Genomic DNA, 22698 nt, shown 5'->3' on the forward strand with positions numbered 1-22698 from the left:
CGAGAAAGGAGGGTCCATGCTCGACGTACGCGGCCTGCGAAAGGTCTACGAGGGTTCTGGACGCCGCATTGAAGCGGTCCGCGATCTCACCTTCACGGTCGAGGCGGGTGAACTGGTCTGTCTCGTCGGCCCCTCGGGCTGCGGCAAGACGACCCTGCTGAAGTGCATGAGCGGGCTGCTCGCACCGACGTCCGGCGAGGTGACTCTGGGCGGGCAGAAGGTCGACGGGCCGCCGCCCGGTATGGCGTTCGTCTTCCAGGAGTACGGGCGCAGTCTCTTCCCGTGGATGCGGGTCGGCGCGAACGTCGAACTCCCGCTGAAGCAGAAGGGCCTGAGCGCGGCCCGGCGCAAGGAGCTGGTGGCCGACGCCCTGGAGTCGGTGGGACTGGCGGACGCCGCCGGGGCGTATCCGTGGCAGCTGTCCGGCGGTATGCAGCAACGGGTCGCGATCGCACGGGCGTTGGCGTACGAGCCCGATGTGCTGCTGATGGACGAACCGTTCGCCGCCGTGGACGCGCAGACCCGGGCCGATCTGGAGGACCTGGTGCGCCGGCTGTGGCAGGAGCGGTCGATGACCGTCCTGTTCGTCACCCATGACATCGACGAGGCCATCTACCTCGGCGAACGGGTGATCGTGCTGTCCAAGTCCCCCACAGTGGTTCAGGAGCAGCTGAAGGTCGACCTGCCGCGGGAGCGGGACCAGTTGACGACCCGGGTCACCCCGCGCTTCGCCGAGCTGCGGACCCATGTGTACGAGCAGATCCAGGCGGCGAAGCGGGGAGCGGCGACGCCGGCCGAGGACGCCGGGGTGGCCAAGGCCCCCGGAGCGTCCGAGGACACCACGGGGGACTTCAGGAAGGACACGCCTCCGATTCGCTGAACCGGGCTGCCCGCGTACGGAGCCAGACGGCCGTGTCCCTCGGCAGCCGGTTCCCGGTGTCGAGGGGCCCGCTGGCGAGGAGGATCCCGGCGTGCTCGGGCAGGTCGGCCGGAGTGTCGGCGAGGTTGACGAGGCACTGCAGGCCGTCGGCGCGCTCGAAGGCCAGGACGCCTTCGGGGGCGGGGAGCCAGGTGAGCGGGCCGGTGCCGAAGGCGGGGCGCAGGCGGATCGCCCGGCGGTAGAGGGTCAGCATGGAGCCGGGGTCGTCCTGCTGCCGGTCGACCGCGTACGTCGCCCAGTGGTCCGGCTGCGGAAGCCACGGTGTCTCCCGGGACCCGAATCCCGCGTACGGCTCCTTTGCCGCCCACGGCAGCGGCACCCTGCACCCGTCCCGCCCCGGATCGGTGCCCCCCGAGCGGGCATGCATCGGATCCTGGATGTGCTCCCGTGCCACCTCTGCCTCGGGAAGGCCCAGTTCCTCCCCCTGGTACAGGTAGACCGTGCCGGGCAGTGCCAGCGACAGCAGGGCCGCCGCGCGGGCGCGTCGGGTGCCGAGGGCCAGGTCGGTCGGGGTGCCGAAGGTCTTGGTGGCGAAGTCGAATCCGGTGTCCGAGCGGCCGTAGCGGGTGACCGTACGGGTCACGTCGTGGTTGCACAGCACCCAGGTGGCGGGCGCGCCGACGGGGGCGTGCTCGGCGAGCGTCTCGTCGATGGAGGTCCGCAGCCGCGCCGCGTCCCAGGGACAGGTCATGAAGGAGAAGTTGAACGCCGTGTGCAGTTCGTCGGGGCGCAGATAGCGCGCGAAGCGTTCCGCGTCCGGCAGCCAGACCTCGCCGACGAAGACGGCGCCGTACTCGTCGGCGATGGCCCGCCAGGCCCGGTAGACGTCGTGGAGTTCGTCCCGGTCGACGTACGGGTGCGGGCCCCGGCCCTCGAGGAGGTCCGGCAGCAGGGGGTCCTTGGCCGGCAGGGCGGCGGAGTCGATGCGGACGCCGGCCACGCCCCGTTCGAACCAGAAGCGCAGGATGTCCTCGTGCTCCCGGCGGACCGCGGGATGCGCCCAGTTGAGGTCGGGCTGCTCGGAGGCGAACAGGTGGAGGTACCAGTCGCCGTCGGAATCAACAGGGCCCGAAGGGCCTTCCTTGGAAGGGCGGTGGTGGGAGACGGGCAGGCGGGTCCAGGCGGGGCCGCCGAACTCCGACGTCCAGTTGTTCGGGGGCAGTTCGCCGTGCTCGCCGCGGCCCGGCCGGAAGTGGAACAGGTCCCGTTCGGGGCCGCCCGCCAGGGCGGCGCGGAACCAGGGATGCTGGTCGGAGACGTGGTTGGGCACGATGTCGATGATCGTGCGGATGCCGAGTTCCCGTGCCTCGGCGATGAGTTTCTCCGCCTCGGCGAGGGTGCCGAAGGCCGGGTCGATGGCCCGGTAGTCGGCGACGTCGTAGCCGCCGTCCTTCATCGGGGACTGGTACCAGGGGTTGAACCACAGGGCGTCCACGCCGAGTCCGGCGAGGTAGGGAAGCTTCGCGCGGACTCCGGCGAGATCGCCGGTGCCGTCGCCGTCACCGTCGGCGAAGCTGCGGACGTACACCTGGTGGATGACGGCGGAGCGCCACCAGTCGTCGTCGCTCCGGGCAGGGGTGGGCTGTCCCACGGTTGCGTGCCTTTCTCTTCGGTGAACGGGGTTCGGCGTCAGCCCTTGGTGCTGCCCGCACTGATCCCGGCGATGATGTGACGCTGGAAGACGAGGAACAGCGCGACCATGGGGATGCTGGCGATCACCATCGCGGCGATGAGCACGGTCAGCTGGATGTTCTGCGACAACTGCACCAGGGCCACGCTGATCGGCTGCTTGTCGGTGTCGGAGAAGACCATCAGCGGCCACAGGAAGTCCTGCCACACCGCGACCAGGGCGAAGATCGACACGACACCGAGCACCGGGCGGGACATGGGCAGCACGATCGACCACAGCGTGCGCAGCCGTCCGGCGCCGTCGACCTCGGCGGCCTCGAGGACGTCCCGCGGCAGTTGGTCGAAGAACCGTTTGAGGAGGTAGAGGTTGAAGGCGTTGGCGACCGCCGGCAGCCAGATGGCGAGCGGGTCGTTGAGCAGGCTGGTGTGGATCAGCGGCAGATCGGCGACGACGAGGTACTTGGGTACGACCAGTGCCTGGGCCGGGACCATGAGGGTGGCGAGGATGCCGCCGAGGACCACGTTGCCTAAGGCGGGCCGGAGTCTGGACAGGGCGTAGGCGGCGGCCGTGCAGAACACCAACTGGAACAGCCAGGCGCCGGCCGCCTGCACGACCGTGTTCCACAGGTGGGTGGGGAGCTGCATCAGTTCCCAGGCGTCGGTGTAGCCGCTCGTGTTCCATCGGTCCGGGAGGAGGTCGGGCGGGGTGCGCGCCACCTCGTCCGGGGACTTCATCGCGCCGGTGACCATCCAGTAGACCGGGAAGAGGAAGGCCAGCGCGAAGAGCAGAACGACGCCGGTGAACACGGTCCAGTAGATCGCCCGGCCCCGGGGGCGGGCCAGGACGGCCGGGGAGACGAGGGTGCGGGTGCCGCTCATGCTGCCTCCTGGGAGGAGCGGGTGAGCCGGAGGTAGACGGCGGAGAACAGTCCGAGGAGGGCGAGGAGCATCACGCTCAGCGCGCAGGCACCGCCGAAGTCGTTGTAGAGGAAGGCGTATTTGTAGATGAGGTAGAGGACGGTGACGGTGGAGTTCTCCGGGCCTCCGCCGGTGATCACGAACGGTTCCGTGAACACCTGCATGGTGGCGATGATCTGAAGCAGCATCAGCATCAGGATGACGAACCTCGTCTGGGGAATCGTCACATGCCGGATGCGCTGGAGCAGGTTCGCGCCGTCGAGTTCGGCGGCCTCGTACAGCTCGCCCGGGATGGACTGGAGGGCGGCGAGGTAGATCAGGACGGTGCCGCCCATGGTGGCCCAGGTGGCGACGACGACCAGGGAGACCAGCGCGGTGTCGGCGCCGTTGGACCAGTTGGAGGTGGGCAGGTGCAGGAAACCCAGTGCCTCGTTGGCGAGGCCGGTGCCCGGGTCGTAGAACCACTTCCACAGCAGGGCACTGACCACCGGCGGGATCATCACCGGCAGATAGACCACGACGCGGAAGAACGCCTTGGCGTGCCGGAGTTCGTTCAGCACCAGGGCGAGGACGAACGGGACGGCGAAGCCGATCAGCAGGGCGAGCAGGGTGAAGGTGAGGGTGTTGCGCCAGGCCGCGCCGAACTCGGGGTCGGACAGGACACGGGTGAAGTTGGCGGTGCCCACCCATTCGGGGGGCGAGCCCGGCGTGTACTTCTGGAAGGCGATCACGACGGCACGGATCGCCGGATACCAGGAGAACAGGGCGAAGCAGACGAGGCCGCCCAGGAGGAAGCCGTAGGCGTGTGCCTGGTCGGCGAGGCGGCGCCGTCTTCGGTCCTTGGACGGGGACGGCGCCTTCACCGGGCGGACCGCGGGCTCCGGGGCGGCGGGCCGTGCGGCGGCGGTCTTCGTCATCGTGGGCCGGCCTCGCACGTGGTGGGGTTCATCCTCGGTCAGCCTCGCGCCAGGATGCCGTCGATCTTGGTGGAGGCGTCCTTCAGGAGCCGGTCGATGTCGGCGTCCTCCTTGGTGAGGACCGCGGAGACGACACCGTCGAGGACGGAGTACAGCTGCTGCGCCTGCGGCGGCTCGATCCTCATCTCCAGGCTCTGGTTGCCGTCGAGGAAGGCCTGGTAGTTCTCCACCGGCACGTTGGCGTGGTCCTCCTTGACCTGCTGGTCCTTGGCGTCGGCGGCGCCGGTGAACAGCCGGGGCTCGGGCAGGCCGACCGGCGCGTCGTTCGTCCTGGCGCGGGCGTAGTCGCCGAGGAAGCCGTCGCCGGGAGTGAGGAACATGTGGTCGAGCCACTTCAGGCCGGCCCTGATCTGTTCGGGCGAGGCCTTCTTGTGGAACATGTAGCCGTCGCCGCCGATGAGGGTTGCCTGTCCGCCGGGCATGGGTGCGAGGGCGAGGTCCTTGTACTCGGCACCCTTCTCCTTCACCAGGATCGGAATGTTGTCGGGGGCCGCGAGGTACATGCCGAGTTTGCCGGCGCCCATCATCTGCTGGACGTCGTTGATGACGAGCAGTTGCTTGCTGCCCATGGAGTCGTCCTTCCACCGCATGTCGTGGAGGGTCTGCAGCACCGCACGGCCTTCGGGCGAGTCGACGGCCGCCTTCTTTCCGTCGGGGGTGACGACGTCGCCGCCCTGGGAGTAGAGCTCGGCCGTGAAGTGCCATCCGCCCTGGTTCTGGGCGCTGTAGTCGGCGTAGCCGACGGTGCCGTCGCCGAGTGCGGCGATCTTCTTCGCGGCGTCGCGGACCTCGGCCCAGGTGGTGGGCGGCCGGTCGGGGTCGAGTCCGGCCTGCTCGAAGAGCTGCCGGTGGTAGATCAGCCCCATGGAGTACCCGGTGCGCGGTACGCCGTAGATCTTTCCGTCGACGGTGTAGATGTCCCGCAGCTGCTGCTGGATCGTCCCGTAGCTCTTCAACTCCTTGACGTACGGGGTGAGATCGGCCGCCTGGTTGATGTCGACGACATGACTGGCGTCGGTGAAGTACGTGTAGAACACGTCCTCCATCTGCCCGCCGGCGAGCTTGGCGTCGAAGGTCTTCGGGTCCTGGCAGGGGAACGCGTCGTGCGGGACGACGTCGATGTCCGGGTTCTTCTTCTCGAAGGCGGCGATGTCCTCCTCGAAGAACTGGCGGTCGACCTTGGCGCTCTTGGGTGGCATGCAGTTGACCGTGATGCGGGTCTTGCCGTCGGCGGCCTGGTCGTCGTTCGATCCGCAGGCGGTGAGGGTGAGGGCGCCGACGCCTAGCGCGACGAGGGTGCGGCGGATCCCGGTGCTTCTCATCGGTGGACCCCTCTGGGACAGGAGCGGGTGAACCCCTCGGACAGGAGCGGTGGGCGGGGCACACTCAAGCACCGACGACAGGGGTCCGCAAGATGTCGCGCAGAATTTGAAATTATTCGACAGTCGACCGGAAGCGAAGCGGAATCAGGCCCGAAGCGGGCCGGACCTCCGGGGCAGTGCCGTCCGAACGGCGGAGACGGCGGGGCGGCACTGCCCCTCAGGCCCGGGGAGCCTGCGCGGTCGACCCGCGCACCACCAGTTCCGGCTCGAACAGCAGCTCCTCGGCGGCTACCTGACCCCCGTTGATCTGCGCGTTCAGCAGTTCCACGACGGCCCTGCCCATGGCCTCGATGGGCTGGCGGACCGTGGTGAGCGGGGGATCGGTGCAGTTCATCAGGGCCGAGTCGTCGTATCCGACCACCGAGATCTGCGCGGGGACGTCGAGTCCCCGGCGGCGGGCGGCCCGTACCGCACCGAGGGCAAGGGGGTCGCTGGCACAGATGAAACCGGTGACGCCCCGGTCGATGAGCCGGGAGGCGGCGGCGTGCCCGCCCTCGATGGAGAACATGGCGCGGGCGACGTGCTCGTCGGGCACCTCGCCGGCGACCGCGCGGACGGCGGCCAGCTTGCGGGCCGACGGGACGTGGTCGGCGGGACCGAGCACCAGACCGATCCGCTCGTGGCCGAGCGAGGCCAGGTGCCGCCAGGCCTGTTCCACGGCCACGGCGTCGTCGCAGGAGACGCCCGGGAAGCCGAGGTGTTCTATGGCCGCGTTGACGAGGACGACCGGGATGTTGCGCTCGGCGAGCTGCCGGTAGTGGTCGTGGGGGGCGTCGGCCTGGGCGTAGAGCCCGCCGGCGAAGACGACGCCGGACACCTGCTGCTGGAGCAGCAGCGTCACGTAGTCCGCCTCGGAGACGCCGCCGCGGGTCTGGGTGCACAGCACCGGTGTCAGGCCGAGTTGGGCCAGCGCGCCGCCGATGACCTCGGCGAAGGCGGGGAAGATCGGGTTCTGCAGCTCGGGCAGCACCAGGCCGACCAGCCGGGCGCGCTCGCCGCGCAACTGGGTGGGCCGCTCGTAACCGAGCACGTCCAGGGCGGAGAGCACGGCCTGCCGGGTGGACTCGGAGACTCCCGGCTTGCCGTTGAGCACCCGGCTGACCGTGGCCTCACTGACCCCGACCTTTTTCGCCACCACAGCAAGTCGTCGCGTCATGAACGCAAGAATAGCGCAAGTCGCGCAAGCTGCTTGCGTGAGCGTGCAAGAAACTGGCGCGCCGGGACGGTTCCGGGGTCGAGACAGGGCGGGGCAGGACAGGACACAGTCGACCGCCGGTCGGCCTGCCGGTCGGCCCCCACCCACCGGCTCGCCCTCGTCCGCCGCCCCCTCGGCCCGCCCGTCAGCCCGTCGGCCCGTCAGCCCGCCCGTCAGCCCGTCGGCCGGTCGGCGGCCGGCACCACACTGAGATGGGAGGCGGCGCGCCGGCGTCTGCGGTGGCCGGACGGGGTGCGGCGCGCCTCGCGCAGGACCAGCGTCAGCCGGACGCAGTCCATGTCGTCGAGAATCCTGGTCGTCTCCACGACGAGACGGCAGTCGGTGACCCCCCAGCGCGGATCGGGGTGCCGCAACGGCCGTACGGCGCCGTCGTGTTCGGCGGCCTGTTCGCCGACGGCACGGAGCCAGTGCGGCAGTCCCTGCCGGTAGGCAGCCTCCATGATGGGGTCCTGGGCGATGTCCTGGCGGATGGCCTGCAGCCCGTGGTCGTGGCCGTGCCGCTCCACCGTCTTGGCGAAGTGCGCCAGCATCGGCAGGCACCAGCTCGACTCGTGTTCCCCCAGCACGGTGGCGGCGTCCGGATGGAAGAGGACGAACCGGAGGAAGTTGTCACCGGGCATGGCCGTCGGATGCGGTTCGACATCCTGGAAAAGTGTCCGGAAAGCGGTGTTGGCCAGCAGCACGTCCCAGCGGCGGTCGACCACCAGGGAAGGGAAGGACACCGCATGGAGGAACGCGGCGTAGTCCTCCAGATAGGCCTGCGCCTCGGGAGTCTCGGGGCCGGGCCGCGGTATCGGCCGCTGCCCTCCTGCCTGATGTGCCATCGGGAGGTCACCCCTCTTGCCTGTGCGGCCTTGACGCGGCGCCCCGATCCTGCGGCCCGGACCTCGGGCGTGTCAACTATCGTGGCATTTCATGCCGGTTGACGGCTGAAATTGGCCACAGTTGTGGCGAGACCTGGATGTGAGTTCGAGACACGGGCTAGTCTCCGTGAAGTTCACGGCAACCGCATGTGAGAAGCCTGTGAGAGACGTAGGAGATCTGTCGGTGACGGGTGGCTTCGTGGGTGAGGGTCAGGACACCGCGCCGACGACCGCGCTGCCGGCCGTCGTCGCCCGCGTCGCCGCACTCGCCGACCGGCTCGACGTGCCGCACACCGAGGTCTTCGGCATCGGCCGGCTCTCCGCGGCCTCCGGAGTCCCGGAGCCGGTGGTCAAGGCCCTGTTGAGCGGACGGCCCGCGGGCGAGCCCGAGGTGCAGACCCGGTTCGTGCAGCGCCTGGACCTGCTGCGCCGCACCCGGCTCAAACCGAACGGCCGCAAGTACACGCAGCAGGAGATCGCCGACGGCGCGGGCATGTCCCGGCAACAGGCCGGTGCCCTGATCAACGGCGACCGGCGGCCCACCATGGAGCACTGCGACGCCATCCAGCGGTTCTTCCGGGTGCACGCCGGATTCCTCACCGCCGAGGACCCCGAAGCTCTCGCGAACGCGCTCCAGCACACCGAGCAGGAGCTGCTGCAGAGCCTGGCGGACCGTGAGCGGCGGACCGCCGCGGCGGCCGACGACCCGCTGGAGCGGCTGCTGCAGGACCACGGAGTGCGCGGCATCGCGTGGCGGGCCGCCCAACTCCCCACCGACCAGCACCGCGACAAGGTCGCGGAGTGGCTGGACATGCTCCTGGAGAGCGTCCAGCGGCCCAAGGCCTGAGCTGGGCGGGGCGGGGCGGGGCGCTTCAGCCGGGTGGGCGGACCGGTGTGCGGCACGGACCGGCTGCTCCTATCAGGTCATGTTCCACCTGGCCGGAGCCATGAAGAACGGGCCCCGGCAGCCGGACGGTACAGCCGGAAGACAACCCAGCAGGGTGTCAGTCAGTGGCAGAGCCACGACCACCGGAACTCGCTACGAGGATCAATGTCAGTGGTGGGCGGCAAGCTGGGGGTGCGCCCGCACCGTGCGGGACGCCCGATGCCGGATCATGGCTTGGGGAGAACGAAGCGATACCCACCGCCGTACTGACCGACCGCGAGCGCACCGCCGTCCAGGTCTATCTGCGACTGCTGCACACGGTGCGCGCCGCCTACGGCAGGGAGACCGGACCGCCGGGCACCCGCAGGCCCCCGGTCGTGGCACCCTCCGTTCTCGCGGAGGCGGAGACCGCCCTGGCCCGGGCGGGGCTGTCCGGCAACGAGGAGACCTTCTTCCGGATGCTCCGCGACTGGCACCCGGAGCGGTGACCCGGCCGCACGGCTGACCGGAGCCGGAATAACCGGGGCGGGCACGACGCCGCGCTGTTCCCGGACCCGCCGCCCCGGTCAGCCGTGCGGTACGGCGACCGCGGTCGCGACCAGACCGCCTTCGACGGTCCAGCGGCCGTCGAAGTGGTCGAGGCGGCGGTCGCCCACCCAGGGGCCGGGCACCAGGAGCGCCGCCCGGAACCCACCGCGCACCGAAGCGGCGGAACCATCGAAGGCAGCGCCGCCGGAGCCGGACCCACCGGTGTCGCTGCCGTCGCCGGGTTCGGTGAACAGCTCGATGTCGGCCTCCATGAAGTCCAGCCACTTCCCGGTCAGCGGGAACCACGCCTTGTATACGGCCTCCTTGGCGCTGAACAGCAGCCGGTCCCAGTGCACTTCGGGCCGCTCCAGGGCCAGCCGGCCGATGCGCTCCGTCTCTCCGGGCAGGGCCACGGACGACAACACCCCCTCGGGCAGCGGCCCTTGGATCTCCGCGTCGATGCCAATGGAGGCCAGGTCACCCGTACGGACCAGGGCGGCGGCGCAGTAGCCCGCACAGTGGGTCATGCTGCCGGCCAGCCCGTCCGGCCAGCCGGGTGCACCGCGCTCGCCGGGCAGGACGGGATGCGGGGGTACGCCGAGCTTCTTCATGGCCCGGCGGGCGCAGGAGCGCACCGCGGTGAACTCCCGGCGGCGCTTGTCGACGGCCCGCGCCATGACCTCCGCTTCCTCGGGGTACAGCGGGGCGTCGGTGCCCTCGTCGCCGTAGGCCTCCACGACGACGACCGTCCCGGGCAGCAACTCCCCGATCACCGGCCACCGCCCTCCCCCACCACGGCCCCGGACCCGGCCCCGGTACCGGTACCGGTACCGGTACCGGTACCGGTACCGGACCCCGCCCCGGGCGCCTCCCCCGGCACGATCCGGCGCAGCCGCCCCGGCGGGGTCGGCCGTTTCCGCCATTCGCGGGGATAGCCCACGGACACCTCCTCGAAACGGACGCCGTCCTGCCGGGTGCTCCGCGGGATGTGGAGATGGCCGTAGACCATCGTGTGGACGTTGAACCTGCGGTGCCAGTCGTCGGTGAGGACGGTGCCGCACCACATGGCGAACTCGGGGTACCACAGGACGGCCGTGGGATGCCGGTGCAGCGGGTAGTGGTTGACGAGCACGACGGGCAGGTCGTCGGGCAGTCCGGCGAGCCGCCGTTCGGTTTCCTCGACCCGGGCCCGGCACCAGGCCTCCCGGCTCGGGTACGGGTCGGGGTGCAGCAGGTGTTCGTCGGCGCAGACGACGCCGGTGCCGTGCGCGTACTCCAGCCCTTCGTCCTTGGTGGCGCACCCGGCCGGCAGGAAGGAGTAGTCGTACAGGAGGAAGAGCGGGGCCACGACCGCAGGACCGCCGGGGCCCTCCCAGACGGGGTAGGGGTCCTCGGGGGTGATCACGCCGAGGTCGCGGCACTGTTCGACGAGGTGGTCGTAGCGGGCGACGCCGCGCAGGGTGACGGTGTCCTTCGGGTGGGTCCACAGCTCGTGGTTGCCGGGCGCCCAGACGACCTTCCGAAACCGGCCCGCGAGGGTCCTGAGCGCCCAGCGGATGTCCTCCACGGTCTCCGCGACGTCTCCGGCCACAAGGAGCCAGTCGTCGTCCGACTCGGGGCGCATCCGCTCCACCAGGGCACGGTTCTCGTCGTAGCCGATGTGAAGGTCGCTGATGGCCCACAGCTGTCCGCCGCTGTCTGCCGTTGACGTCACCTGGCGCCCCCTGAGCATGAACGATCAATCCGTACGCACACCATGCACAAAGAGTACGGTCGTAAGGGGACAGGATCGCGGAATCCGTAACACGCCCGTGGTTCGGGAGCACGTGTCGAAGCCGTATGATCGGCCGCAACACGCCGCAATGAAGCCCTCTCGCAGGGCCCTCCGGCGATCCTCCCCACCTTCTGCCCGGGCACGGGCCGCCGAGGCCTGCCCACAAACCGTGAAAGGCGGCCCTGCATGGCCTCTAGCGTACGCGTATGGCTCAACCGCACGTACGCGGAGAACGTGTTCTTCATGGATCAGCTGAGGAAGAATCCCAGCGACCGGGCCGTCGAGATCCATGCCACTCACGGCGACCCGGACTCCCCCGTACTGGCCGCCGCCGACACCGCCGAGCTGGAGCCCGAGGGTCTGTCCCCGGCGGCGTACGTCGAGTACGCGCTCGCCCAGTGCGCGCGGCGCGGCATCGACGTGTTCGTGCCCCGGCTGCACCAGGGAACGATCGTCGCGCACCGCGCGGAGTTCGAGGCGGCCGGTACGGCGCTGCTGGCTCCGCCGCCCGAGGCGGTGGCCGTCTTCCACGACAAGGTGATCGCCTACGAGGCCGTCCAGGCGATCGGGGTGCCGGTGCCGCCGTGGTGGCGGGTGCGGTCGGCGGACGAGCTGGTCCGCGCGGTGGACGAGCTGGAGGCGCGGGGGCACCAGGCCTGCTTCAAGCCCGCGTCCGGCGCCGGCGGTGTGGGCTTCCGGGTGATCACCCGGACTCCCTTCTCGCTCACGCAGCTGAACGGCTTCCCCAGCCCGTACGTGCCGCTGGATCTGGTGCTGGAGGCGGTGCGGCAGGCCGAGGAGCCGGTGGACTGGCTGGTGATGCCGGTGCTGGAGCAGCCGGAGGTGTCGGTGGACTGCCTCACCGGGCCGGACAACCGGGTCCGGCTGGCCGTCGGCCGCACCAAGAACGGCCGCCGCAGGGGGTTCACCGTGCACGAGCGCTGGCTGGAACCGGCCCGGCGGATCGCGGAGGGTTTCGGGCTGCACCACCTGTCCAACATCCAGTTCCGGATGTTCGGCGAACGGCCCGTGCTGATGGACGTCAACACCCGCCCGGCCGGCGGGCTGCACCAGCTGTCGCTGTGCGGGGTGAACGCGCCGTGGGCCGCCGTGCGGCTGGCGCTCGGTGACGATCCGGGTGAGATGTCCCCGCCGTTCCTGGGCCAGGACTACTCGGTGGTGTCGGGGCCGCGTCCGCTGCGCCCGGTGTCGATGCCGCAGCAGCGCGCGGACGTGCCCGCGGACGTCCCCACACCCGCGCTGGGCGGTGTGCCGGCCCCGGCCGTGTCCGCCGGGCCGCGGGCCGCGGCCGACTCCGGTCAGGTACGCGCCACCGCCGCGGACGCCGTGGCCGGGGGCCCCGCCTGGGGAACGCACCACCGCTAGAACCCGAATGTCGTCCGCACTCCTTCCCCACTGACCGGTCCCGGCGCGCTTCCTGTGCCGGGACCGGATTTTTTTTCGGGAATTTCCTCCGGAGGATGTATCAGGCGGCGGGTGTCGCGCTCTTAACGGTGAAGGGCGACGGGGGAACCCCTTTCCGGGGGACGGGGAAGCCTTTCCGGGGGGACGGGGGAAGCACGGGGGAGGGAAGCACGGGGGAACGGGGGGGCTCGGGTCGGTCGGCCGCTGTCACGGGGAGCGACCGGCCGGCCCGATGCACACCGTCAGTCCCGCCCCACCGCCAGGGCCTGTCCGGCGGGTCAGGCCGGAGAGTACTTACGGTGCCTGTCCAACGAGGATGAAGTGCTCTCCTCCTGAAGTGCTCGCCCCGCACGGCTACTTGAGATAGGCGAGGCCGGGGTGGACGGCGGTGTAGCCGTCGACGAGGCGGCGGGCCACGTTCACGGAGTCGACGAGCGGGTGCAGCGCGAACGCCTTGACCGCATGGGTACGGGAGCCGGACTCGGCGGCACGGAGCACCTCACGCTCGACCGCCTTGACCGCGCAGACCAGGCCGGTGGCGTGGTCCGGCAGCGGATCGACGGAGACGGGGTGCGCTCCCTGGGCGTCGACCAGACAGGGGACCTCGATGACCGCGTCCCCGTCCAGCGCCGAAAGGGTGCTGCGGTTGCGGACGTTGAGGATCAGGGTGGTGCGTTCGTCGCGGGCGACGGCCCGCATCAGGGCGAGGGCCACTTTCTCGTAGCCGCCGGACAGGTCGCCCTCGTCGCGGTCGCCGGCGCCGGCGGTCTCGCGGTTCTCGGCCATGTAGGTGGCCTCGCGTTCGGCGCGGGTGCGGTCCCAGGTGGCGAGAGCGGGGATGTCCGGGTTGCCCACCTGCGTGTAGAAGCGGGCCTGTTGGTCGTGGAGGAAGGCGCCGCGGGTCTTCTCGGCCTGCTGGTAGGCGCGTACGGTCTCCCGGTTGTAGTAGTAGTAGTGCAGGTACTCGTTGGGGACGGCGCCCAGGGACTGGAGCCAGTCGGCACCGAAGAGCCTGCCCTCCTCGAAGGAGCCGAGCAGGGGCAGGTCGGCGAGCAGGCGCGGGAGTTCGTCGCGGCCCTTGACGTACAGGCCGCGCACCCAGCCGAGGTGGTTGAGGCCGACGTAGTCGATCCACGCTTCCCGCGGGTCCGCGCCGAGGACCCGGGCGATACGACGGCCGAGGCCGACCGGCGAGTCGCAGATGCCGATGACCCGGTCGCCGAGGTGACGGGACATGGCCTCGGTGACCAGGCCCGCCGGGTTGGTGAAGTTGATGACCCAGGCGTCGGGGGCGAGCCGGGCCACCCGCCGGGCGATGTCCACGGCGACGGGGACGGTACGCAGTCCGTAGGCGATGCCGCCCGCGCCGACCGTCTCCTGCCCGAGGACGCCCTCGGCGAGCGCGACCCGTTCGTCGTTCGCCCGGCCCTCGAGGCCGCCGACGCGGATCGCGGAGAAGACGAAGTCGGCGCCCCGCAGTGCTTCGTCCAGGTCGGTGGTGGTGCTCACCTCGGGAGCGTCGGGCACGCCGGCTGCCTGTTCGGCCAGTACACGGGCGACTGCATACAGTCGACGGTCGTCGACATCGTGGAGAACGACCCGTGTCACCCGTCCCTCGGCGTGGTCCCCGAGGAGCGCGCCGTACACCAGCGGGACCCGGAATCCCCCGCCGCCCAGAATCGTCAGTTTCACGTCCGCACCCTTCCCACCGCGGCGGCGTCGACGTCTGCCGAGCCGATCGTCCACCACGTCACTGCCCTCGATCATGACGCCTTCGGCCGGCAGCGGGGCACCCGTCCGGGCTCGGGGACGTCCCTCTCTCCGGTGAGGCCCCGCCCGCGGGTGCCGGCGAAGGTCCGAGACCAAGCGGTGCACATGTGCCCGGCATGTGGTCGAACGGAAAGCCGCGCGCGGCGCCCGGTCACCGGACGGGAGCCGCTTCGTACGGCCGGGCGTGGCGCTGTTGCACCCCTTCGCGTCAATTCATGAGATGAACCCTCCTCGCACGCAAGGACTTTCTCGGTTACACCTCTTGACGGCCACGGGGTCGCGGAGCACATTGGCGACACCGTGAGAGCGCTCTCAGAGCCGATGAGCAGGGCTCTTAGGCACTCCCCGTACCTGGCTCCGCACCTGGAACCGAACGCGGGTCCGCACCTGGATCCGTCCATGGATCGACCAACGCATCCACATCCGTCTCCGTCTCCGTCTCCGTCTCCGAGAGGCATCCCCACATGAGTGACACCTCCGGCACCCCCCGCAGACCCCGCGTCCCGCGCGGATCCCGCCCGCTGCGGCGGGCGCTGCTGGCCGCCGTCGGCACCCTCGGGCTCGCGCTCGCGGCCTCCACCATCGCCCTGCCGTCGGCGAGCGCCTCCGCCCCGGCTCCCCCGTCGGGCTGGAACCAGGTCTTCGTCGACGACTTCAACGGCGCCGCGGGCAGCGGCCTCAACACCTCCAACTGGCGGTACGCGACCGGCAAGGGTTATCCGGGCGGTCCCGCCAACTGGGGCACCGGTGAGATCGAGACGATGACGTCGAGCCCGGAGAACGTCTCCCTCGACGGCAACGGCAATCTCCGTATCACCCCGCGCCGGGACGCCTCCGGGAACTGGACCTCCGGCCGTGTCGAGACCAACCGTGCCGACTTCGAGCCTCCGGCCGGCGGCACCCTGCGCGTCGAGAGCCGCATCCAGGTGCCGAACGTGACCGGTGCCGCCGCCAAGGGCTACTGGCCGGCGTTCTGGATGCTGGGCGCGCCGTACCGGGGCAACTACTGGAACTGGCCGGCTGTCGGCGAGCTGGACATCATGGAGAACACGCAGGGCAACAACACCGTCTTCGCCACGGTGCACTGCGGCACCGCGCCCGGCGGGCCGTGCAACGAGAACAGCGGTATCGGAAGTTCGACCACCTGTCAGGGAACGACCTGTCAGGCCGGATTCCACACCTACCGGCTGGAGTGGGACCGTTCGACGAGCGTGGAGGAGATCCGCTTCTCCCTCGACGGCAACACCTTCCACACCGTGCGGAAGAACCAGGTCGACGCGACGACCTGGACGAACGCCACCGACCACGGCTTCTTCATCATTCTCAACGTGGCGATGGGCGGCGGCTTCCCCGACGCCTTCGGCGGCGGCCCGGACGCCGGTACGCAGCCCGGACACTCGATGCTCGTCGACTACGTCCAGGTCCTGGCCTCCGGCGGCGGTGGCACCACGCCCCCGCCGACCGGCAACCGCGACGCGTACGGCACCATCCAGGCCGAGTCCTTCGACGGCCAGTCCGGCACGATCACGGAGACCACCTCGGACTCCGGCGGCGGTCAGAACGTGGGCGCGCTGGCCAACGGTGACTGGCTGCAGTTCAAGGGTGTCAACTTCGGCTCGTCCGCGGCCAGGCAGTTCTCGGCCCGGGTGGCGAGCGGTGCGCCCACCGGGGTCAGCGGTCTGGTCGAGGTGCGGCTGGACAGCCGCGGCAACGCCCCCATCGGGAGTTTCTCGGTGGGCAACACGGGCGGCTGGCAGTCCTGGCGGACCGTCCCGGCGAACATCGCGTCCGTGACGGGCACGCACGACGTGTATCTGACCTTCACGAGCGGCCAGCCGCAGGACTTCGTGAACGTCAACTGGTTCACGTTCGGCCGCTGACCACCGGCCGGCCCACGTGACCGGCCGCTGACCCGAACCACCGACTTCCCCGACCGGCCGAGGGGCCCCACGCACGCGTGGGCCCCCCTCACCCATGTCCGCGACCCGACGCTTTCCCGGGACGCCCGCACCGCAGGGCCGCCCTCCCGCGAATACTTCATACTTTTACTGGTAACCATGTTACGGAGGTGAAGGTTCGGGCGTACCGGGACACCCTGTAGGTGGAGAAGGAGGACCGAGGGCGTCACGAAGGACGGGCACGCCCGGCAGGAATCCGCGGCAACGGTGGGGCAGGCCCTCGACCACCTCGACGACAAGGAGCTGACGGGAATGACCGAGGAGACGACCGAGGCTCCGCACAAGGAGACGCCCGGGGATCCGGCCGGTACCGAATGGTCCAATCCCCTGCGTGACTCGCGCGACCGCCGTCTCCCGCGCATCGCCGGCCCCTCCGGGCTCGTCATCTTCGGGGTGACCGGTGACCTGTCCCGCAAGAAGCTGATGCCGGCGGTGTACGACCTCGCCAACCGGGGTCTGCTGCCGCCGGGCTTCTCGCTGGTCGGTTTCGCCCGCCGGGACTGGGAGGACCAGGATTTCGCGGAAGTGGTGCACGACGCGGTCGAGGAACACGCCCGCACGCCGTTCCGCGAGGAGGTCTGGCAGCAGCTCGCCGAGGGCATGCGGTTCGTGCCGGGTGACTTCGACGACGACACGGCGTTCGAGCAACTGCGCTTGACCGTCGACGAGTTGGACAGTTCCCGGGGCACCAGCGGCAACTACGCCTTCTACCTCTCCGTACCGCCGAGGTTCTTCCCGAAGGTGGTCCAGCAGCTGAAGAAGCACGGGCTGGCCGACGCGCCCGCCGGCGCCTGGCGGCGGGCGGTGATCGAGAAGCCGTTCGGCCACGACCTGAGGTCGGCCAAGGAGCTCAACGCGATCGTCCACGAGGTGTTCGCCCCGGACCAGGTCTTCCGCATCGACCACTACCTGGGCAAGGAGACCGTCCAGAACATCCTGGCCCTGCGCTTCGCGAACACGATGTTCGAACCGATCTGGAACCGGTCCTTCGTCGACCACGTGCAGATCACCATGGCCGAGGACATCGGCATCGGCGGCCGGGCCGGCTACTACGACGGCATCGGCGCCGCCCGTGACGTCATCCAGAACCACCTGCTCCAGCTCATGGCGCTGACCGCCATGGAGGAGCCGGCCTCCTTCGACGCGGCGTCGCTGCTCACCGAGAAGCTGAAGGTGTTCCGGGCCGTGCGGCTGCCGAAGGACCTGGGCCGGCACACCGTGCGCGGGCAGTACGAGGGTGCCTGGCAGGGCGGCAGGCGGGTGTGCGGTTACGCGGAGGAGGACGGCATCGACGCGGGTTCCACCACCGACACGTACGCCGCGATCAAGCTGGGCGTGGACAACCGCCGCTGGGCGGGCGTCCCCTTCTACCTGCGTACCGGCAAGCGGCTGGGCCGCCGGGTCACCGAGATCGCGGTCGTCCTGCAGCGGGCGCCGCATTCGCCGTTCGACTCCACGGCAACCGAGGAGCTCGGGGAGAACGCCGTCGTCATCCGGGTGCAGCCGGACGAGGGCGTGACGGTGCGGTTCGGCTCCAAGGTGCCGGGCACCTCGATGGAGATCCGGGACGTGTCGATGGACTTCGCCTACGGCGAGTCGTTCACCGAGTCCAGCCCGGAGGCGTACGAGCGGCTCATCCTCGATGTCCTGCTGGGGGACGCCAACCTGTTCCCCCGCCATCAGGAAGTGGAAGAGTCCTGGAGGATCCTCGACCCGGTCGAGGAGTACTGGGCATCCCACGGCAGCCCGGCGCGGTACGCCTCGGGCGGCTGGGGACCCGCGGAAGCCGACGAGATGCTCGCACGAGACGGACGGAGCTGGCGCAGACCATGAAGATCGATCTGACCGACACCACGGCAAGCGATGTCAACAAGGCGCTGGTGCGGGGTCGCCGCGCCATCGGCACCCCCGCGGTGGGCATGGTCCTGACGATGGTGATCGTCACGAACGAGGAGAACGCCTACGACGCGATCAAGGCCGTCGAGGAGGCCTCGCACGAGCACCCCTCGCGCATGCTGGTCGTCATCAAGCGGCATGCCCGCACCCCGCGCGAGCGCACCCATCCGAGGCTGGACGCCGAGGTTCGGGTCGGCTCGGAGGCCGGTACCGGCGAGACCGTCATCCTGCGGACCTACGGCGAGGTGTCCGACCACGCCGACTCCGTGGTGCTGCCGCTGCTGCTGCCGGACGCGCCGGTGGTGGTCTGGTGGCCGGCCGACGCGCCCGAGCACCCCTCGAACGACCCGCTGGGCGCGCTGGCCCAGCGCAGGATCACCGACCTGTACGCGGTCGAGAACCCCCTGGAGGTCCTGTCGGCCCGGGAGCGGACCTACGCGCCCGGGGACACCGACCTGGCCTGGACCCGGCTGACGCCGTGGCGTTCGATGCTGGCGGCCGCCCTGGACCAGGCCCCGCTGACGGTGACGTCGGCGGCCGTGGAGAGCGAGGCCGAGAACCCCAGCGCGGAGCTGCTGGCACGCTGGCTCGAGGCCCGGCTGAACGTGTCGGTCGAGCGGGTGATGACGGCCGGCCCGGTGGTCACGGGGGTACGGCTGGGCACGGTGGACGGCGAGATCGTCATCGACCGTCCGGAGGGCCCGATGGCCACGCTCTCGCTGCCGGGGCAGCCCTCGCGGCGGCTCGCGCTGAAGATCCGCCCCCTGTCCGAGCTGATCGCCGAGGAGCTCCGGCGGCTCGACGCGGACGAGATGTACGCCGTCGCCCTGCGCGGCGAGACCGCAGAGGAGGCCACCGCCCCTGCCTGAGACTCCCCGCCCGCGCCCGAGGCCCTCGCTCCTGCCCCGGGCCCGCTCATGGCTGAGGCCCCCGGCCGGCCCGACGCCCACGACACGTCCGCACCGACCCGCCGCCCCGGTGGGCCGCCCATCACGACATCGGGAAGTGAACTGACATGCAGATCGGCCTTGTTGGTCTCGGCAAGATGGGCGGCAACATGCGCGAGCGCATCCGTGCCGCCGGGCACACCGTCGTCGGCTACGACACCAATCCCGACCTCTCCGACGTCGGCCATCTGTCCGACGTGGTCGACCGGCTCGACGGGCCGCGCGCGGTCTGGGTGATGGTCCCGGCCGGGGCGGTCACCCAGCACGTCATCGACCAGCTGGGAAGCCTGCTCAAGCCCGGTGACACCGTCGTCGACGGCGGCAACTCCCACTGGAGGGACGACGAGAAACACGCCAGGGAGCTGGGGGCCCGGGGCATCGGCTTCGTCGACGCGGGTGTCTCGGGCGGTGTGTGGGGGCTGGAGAACGGCTACGCCCTCATGGTCGGCGGCGAGGAGGAACACGTGGAGCGCCTGAAGCCGATCTTCGACGCGCTGAAGCCGGACGGCCCGTACGGCTATGTCCACGCGGGCCGGGTCGGTGCCGGGCACTTCGCGAAGATGGTCCACAACGGCATCGAGTACGCGATGATGCAGGCCTACGCCGAGGGCTGGGAGCTGCTGGAGAAGGTCGACTCGGTGGACAACGTCCGCGAGGTGTACCGCTCCTGGCAGGACGGCACGGTCATCCGTTCCTGGCTGCTCGACCTCGCGGTCAACGCCCTCGACGACGACGCGCACCTGGAGAAGGTGCGCGGGTACGCCGACGATTCGGGCGAGGGCCGCTGGACCGTGGAGGCGGCCATCGACAACGCGGTGCCGCTGCCCGCGATCACCGCCTCGCTGTTCGCCCGGTTCTCCTCCCGGCAGGAGGACTCGCCGCAGATGAAGATGGTCGCGGCGCTGCGCAACCAGTTCGGCGGGCACGCGGTCGCGTCCGCGGATCGGCCCGACCGGAAAAGCCCGGCGAGTCCGGGAAGTCCGGGAAGTCCGGGAAGTCCGGACGAGGCGTAGCGGCCGTGGGCGATCTGCTGCTCGCCCGGCACGGTGAGACGGAGTGGAGCAGGTCGGGGCGGCACACCGGCCATACCGACCTGCCCCTGACCGAGGGCGGTGAGGCACAGGCCAGGGCACTGATCCCGCTGCTCGAAGGCCGTGCCTTCACCCTCGTCCTCACCAGCCCGCTGGTCCGCGCCCGGCGTACCGCCGAACTGGCCGGTCTGTCGGGGGCGTTGCCGGAGCCGGACCTGCGGGAGTGGGACTACGGCGGCTACGAGGGCGTCACCACCGCCGACATCCGCCGCACCCGGCCCGACTGGGACCTGTGGACCGACGGGGTGCCGGCCGGGACCGAGTTCCCCGGCGAGTCCCCCGGCCAGGTCGGCGAGCGGGCCGACCGGGTGCTGTCCGCGGTGGCCGGGGCGCTCGACGCGGGCGATGTGCTGCTGGTGGCGCACGGCCATCTGCTGCGGGTCCTGACGGCACGCCGGCTGGGCCTGCCGCCCGCGGACGGACGGCTGTTCCGGCTGGGTACGGGCACGCTGAGCCGGCTGTCGCTGGAGCACGGCAGTCCGGTCGTCGCGGAGTGGAACATCCGGCCGTGACCGGGGACTGGAGGCAGGCACCGCCGCGGGACCGGCTTCGCCGACCTCGCCGGCCGTCGGCTCCTCGGCTCCTCAGCCGGCCCCGCCGAGGGCGCTCGCGGTCCGTACGGCGTGCTGGGCGGCCAGCCGTACCGGCGCGTTGCGGGCGCCGTAGCCGCGGTGGCCGCCGTCACGCTGGATGAGTTCGAAGAACATCCGGCCGACGGTGCGGGTGTAGCAGTGCCGCAGGCTGCCCCCGTGCTCGTCGCGGTCGTAGAGGATGCCCAGTTCGCGGTAGGTCTCCAGCTCACCGTCGGCGAACTCGTAGCGGGCCGCGAGGTCGTCGTAGTAGTTGGCCGGGATCGGCAGCAACGGGGCGCCTGCGTCACGGAGCCGGCGGGCGGCGGCGACCACGTCGTCGGTGGCGAACGCGATGTGCTGGGCGTGCACGGTGTCGTCGGTGGGCGCGGCGCCGACGGTGAGGACGATCCGTACGGTGCCGTCGGCGTTGCTGAGCGCGCGACTGCGCTGCAGGCCGTAGGGATCGGCGACGTCGACACTCTCCTCGGCCTTCAGTCCGAGCACGCTGCGGTGGAAGAGGGCCGCCTCGTCGAAGTGGTGCCAGGGCTGGGTGAGCGCGAGATGGTCGATGCGGCGGACACCGGGAACGGCCGGGGCCTGTCCGACGTCCTCGAAGTCGGCCCGCCAGTCGGTGTGTCGGGTGTCGCGCCGGGCGTCGCAGAAGAACAGTTCGGTGCCGTCGGGGGCGGCGACCGCGTCCAGCGGGGCGTCCTCGGGGGCGCGGCGGCGGGGCAGCACGGGCGCCAGCAGGGCCTCCGCGCGGTCGGCGGCACCGCCGGGGTCGGGTGACTCCAGGCCCACGGCGGCGAGTTGGGCCCCGTCGCGGCGTACGACGGCTCCCGTGTTGACGAGGATCCGGGCCTCGCCCTGCTGCCAGAGGTCGACGGGCTTGCTGCGGTGGCGGGCGGTACGGGCGAAGCCCAGGGCGGCAAGCAGCCCGGTGAGGGGTTCGGCGTCGGCGGCGACGAGTTCGGCGAAGGCGAAGCCGGTGGGGACGACGGGGACGGGGATGACCGGGGTGGCCGTGAGCGGGGCGGACGTGACCGGGGCGGACGGCGGCTTCTCCTCCGCCGCCCCCACCTCCTCCTGCAGCGCGAGCAGGGAGCGGCGGGCGTCGACGGCGGTCGGGGCTGCCTCGGCCTGCCGGAACACGTCGTTGAACACCTCGAGGGACAGGGGCCCCGCGTAGCCGGTGCGCAGTACGTGCCGGACGAGACCGGCGACGTCGAAGCCGCCCTGTCCGGGGAAGCAGCGGTGGTGGCGGCTCCACTGGAGCACGTCCATCGCGGGCAGCGGGGCGTCGGCCAGCTGGAGGAAGAAGATCTTCTCGCCGGGGATGTCCTCGATGCCCTTCGGGTCGGAGCCCCGGGAGAGGATGTGGAAGCTGTCCAGACAGGTGCCGAGCGCCGGATGCCCTGCCGCCTCGACGATGCGCCAGGCGTGGTCGTACGTACTGACGTGCCGCCCCCAGGCCAGCGCCTCGTAGGCGACGCGGATGCCGAAGTTCTGGGCCAGGTCGGCGAGTTCGCGCAGGTGCGCGGCGGCGAGGGCGTCGTCGTCGACCGCCTCGGGGTCGACGCTGGAGCAGACGAGCACGGTGTCGGCGCCGAGTTCGCGCATCAGCCCGAACTTGTGCCGGGCGCGCCGCAGATTGCGGGCGAACAGCTCGGCGGGCACCGCCTCGATGTCCCGCATCGGTTGATAGAGGTCGACGGTGAGTCCCAGGTCGGCGCAGCGGGCGCGGATCTCCCGCGGAGTGAGCCGGCTGGCGAGCAGATCGTTCTCGAAGATCTCCACGCCGTCGAAGCCTGCGCGGGCGGCGGCCGTGAGCTTCTCGGTGAGGGTGCCGCTGAGGGAGACGGTGGCGATGGACGTACGCACGTCGGTACCTCTGTTTCCGTGACGTTCCGTGGAGTGCCTGCGGTT

19 protein-coding genes are annotated in these 22698 nt (G+C 70.8%); 9 read left to right on the forward strand and 10 right to left on the reverse strand.

The features are described 5' to 3' along the window. The first annotated feature begins 16 nt into the window (after window positions 1-16). Complete coding sequence (locus tag ACFPZI_RS22030) at window positions 17-880, forward strand: ABC transporter ATP-binding protein (protein WP_381365576.1); 864 nt, start codon at window positions 17-19, stop codon at window positions 878-880. On the opposite strand, the gene ACFPZI_RS22035 is transcribed toward ACFPZI_RS22030, so the two are convergent. The 6 genes from ACFPZI_RS22035 to ACFPZI_RS22060 all read right to left on the reverse strand — a co-directional run bounded on the left by ACFPZI_RS22035 (window position 852) and on the right by ACFPZI_RS22060 (window position 7886). Beyond that, on the reverse strand, window positions 852-2531 hold the full coding sequence (locus ACFPZI_RS22035) for a glycoside hydrolase family 13 protein (protein ID WP_381365579.1): 1680 nt from the start codon (window positions 2529-2531) through the stop codon (window positions 852-854). The genes ACFPZI_RS22030 and ACFPZI_RS22035 overlap by 29 nt on opposite strands. Window positions 2532-2569: 38 nt before the next feature. Beyond that, window positions 2570-3448 carry a carbohydrate ABC transporter permease gene (locus ACFPZI_RS22040; RefSeq protein ID WP_381365582.1) on the reverse strand — a complete coding sequence of 293 codons (879 nt, stop codon included), beginning with the start codon at window positions 3446-3448 and terminating at the stop codon, window positions 2570-2572. Then, window positions 3445-4404 (reverse strand): carbohydrate ABC transporter permease, encoded by a 960-nt coding sequence (locus ACFPZI_RS22045; protein WP_381365584.1) that lies wholly within the window; start codon window positions 4402-4404, stop codon window positions 3445-3447. Before ACFPZI_RS22045 ends, ACFPZI_RS22040 begins: the two co-directional genes overlap by 4 nt. A 38-nt stretch (window positions 4405-4442) precedes the next feature. After that, window positions 4443-5786 carry an ABC transporter substrate-binding protein gene (locus ACFPZI_RS22050; RefSeq protein WP_381365587.1) on the reverse strand — a complete coding sequence of 448 codons (1344 nt, stop codon included), beginning with the start codon at window positions 5784-5786 and terminating at the stop codon, window positions 4443-4445. A 217-nt stretch (window positions 5787-6003) separates the two neighbouring features. After that, entirely contained in the window at window positions 6004-7002 is a 999-nt protein-coding gene (locus ACFPZI_RS22055; RefSeq protein ID WP_381365590.1) for a LacI family DNA-binding transcriptional regulator, read from the reverse strand. Window positions 7003-7214: 212 nt separating this feature from the next. Then, window positions 7215-7886 (reverse strand): MmyB family transcriptional regulator, encoded by a 672-nt coding sequence (locus ACFPZI_RS22060; RefSeq protein ID WP_381365593.1) that lies wholly within the window; start codon window positions 7884-7886, stop codon window positions 7215-7217. Between the two features lie 223 nt (window positions 7887-8109). Here ACFPZI_RS22060 and ACFPZI_RS22065 point away from each other — a divergent pair, with 223 nt between their 5' ends. Together ACFPZI_RS22065 and ACFPZI_RS22070 are read left to right on the forward strand one after the other, a co-directional pair. Further along, complete coding sequence (locus ACFPZI_RS22065) at window positions 8110-8772, forward strand: helix-turn-helix domain-containing protein (protein ID WP_381365678.1); 663 nt, start codon at window positions 8110-8112, stop codon at window positions 8770-8772. A gap of 290 nt (window positions 8773-9062) precedes the next feature. Then, window positions 9063-9299, forward strand: a complete 237-nt coding sequence (locus ACFPZI_RS22070) for a hypothetical protein (RefSeq protein ID WP_381365681.1) — start codon at window positions 9063-9065, stop codon at window positions 9297-9299. Between the two features lie 78 nt (window positions 9300-9377). Here the strand turns inward: ACFPZI_RS22070 and ACFPZI_RS22075 are convergent, their stop codons facing one another. Then, the gene (locus ACFPZI_RS22075; protein ID WP_381365595.1) at window positions 9378-10112 is read right to left on the reverse strand and encodes a 4'-phosphopantetheinyl transferase family protein; all 735 of its coding nucleotides are present in this window, start codon (window positions 10110-10112) and stop codon (window positions 9378-9380) included. Then, a complete protein-coding gene (locus tag ACFPZI_RS22080; RefSeq protein ID WP_381365597.1) occupies window positions 10109-11053 on the reverse strand; it encodes a metallophosphoesterase family protein in 945 nt (314 codons plus the stop codon). The genes ACFPZI_RS22075 and ACFPZI_RS22080 overlap by 4 nt, the downstream gene beginning before the upstream one ends. 246 nt (window positions 11054-11299) lie before the next feature. Between ACFPZI_RS22080 and ACFPZI_RS22085 the strand changes: the two genes are divergently transcribed. Further along, window positions 11300-12499 (forward strand): ATP-grasp domain-containing protein, encoded by a 1200-nt coding sequence (locus ACFPZI_RS22085; protein WP_381365600.1) that lies wholly within the window; start codon window positions 11300-11302, stop codon window positions 12497-12499. Between the two features lie 393 nt (window positions 12500-12892). Here the strand turns inward: ACFPZI_RS22085 and ACFPZI_RS22090 are convergent, their stop codons facing one another. Beyond that, window positions 12893-14230, reverse strand: a complete 1338-nt coding sequence (locus ACFPZI_RS22090) for a 6-phospho-beta-glucosidase (protein WP_381365603.1) — start codon at window positions 14228-14230, stop codon at window positions 12893-12895. 542 nt (window positions 14231-14772) lie between these two features. Between ACFPZI_RS22090 and ACFPZI_RS22095 the strand changes: the two genes are divergently transcribed. The 5 genes from ACFPZI_RS22095 (at window position 14773) to ACFPZI_RS22115 (ending at window position 20712) form a co-directional block, all read left to right on the forward strand. Then, a complete protein-coding gene (locus ACFPZI_RS22095) occupies window positions 14773-16188 on the forward strand; it encodes a glycoside hydrolase family 16 protein (RefSeq protein ID WP_381365605.1) in 1416 nt (471 codons plus the stop codon). A gap of 330 nt (window positions 16189-16518) precedes the next feature. Beyond that, window positions 16519-18099 carry a glucose-6-phosphate dehydrogenase gene (gene zwf, locus ACFPZI_RS22100; protein ID WP_381365683.1) on the forward strand — a complete coding sequence of 527 codons (1581 nt, stop codon included), beginning with the start codon at window positions 16519-16521 and terminating at the stop codon, window positions 18097-18099. Continuing rightward, window positions 18096-19031, forward strand: a complete 936-nt coding sequence (opcA, locus tag ACFPZI_RS22105) for a glucose-6-phosphate dehydrogenase assembly protein OpcA (RefSeq protein ID WP_381365607.1) — start codon at window positions 18096-18098, stop codon at window positions 19029-19031. Before zwf ends, opcA begins: the two co-directional genes overlap by 4 nt. Before the next feature lie 146 nt (window positions 19032-19177). Further along, complete coding sequence (gene gnd, locus ACFPZI_RS22110) at window positions 19178-20122, forward strand: phosphogluconate dehydrogenase (NAD(+)-dependent, decarboxylating) (RefSeq protein WP_381365610.1); 945 nt, start codon at window positions 19178-19180, stop codon at window positions 20120-20122. A gap of 5 nt (window positions 20123-20127) precedes the next feature. Next, a complete protein-coding gene (locus tag ACFPZI_RS22115) occupies window positions 20128-20712 on the forward strand; it encodes a histidine phosphatase family protein (RefSeq protein WP_381365613.1) in 585 nt (194 codons plus the stop codon). Between the two features lie 72 nt (window positions 20713-20784). On the opposite strand, the gene ACFPZI_RS22120 is transcribed toward ACFPZI_RS22115, so the two are convergent. Next, window positions 20785-22653 carry a bifunctional sugar phosphate isomerase/epimerase/4-hydroxyphenylpyruvate dioxygenase family protein gene (locus tag ACFPZI_RS22120; protein WP_381365616.1) on the reverse strand — a complete coding sequence of 623 codons (1869 nt, stop codon included), beginning with the start codon at window positions 22651-22653 and terminating at the stop codon, window positions 20785-20787. Window positions 22654-22698: the final 45 nt, after the last annotated feature.

The sequence above is a fragment of the Streptomyces chlorus genome (genome assembly GCF_042655885.1).
Classification (GTDB): Bacteria; Actinomycetota; Actinomycetes; order Streptomycetales; family Streptomycetaceae; genus Streptomyces; species Streptomyces chlorus.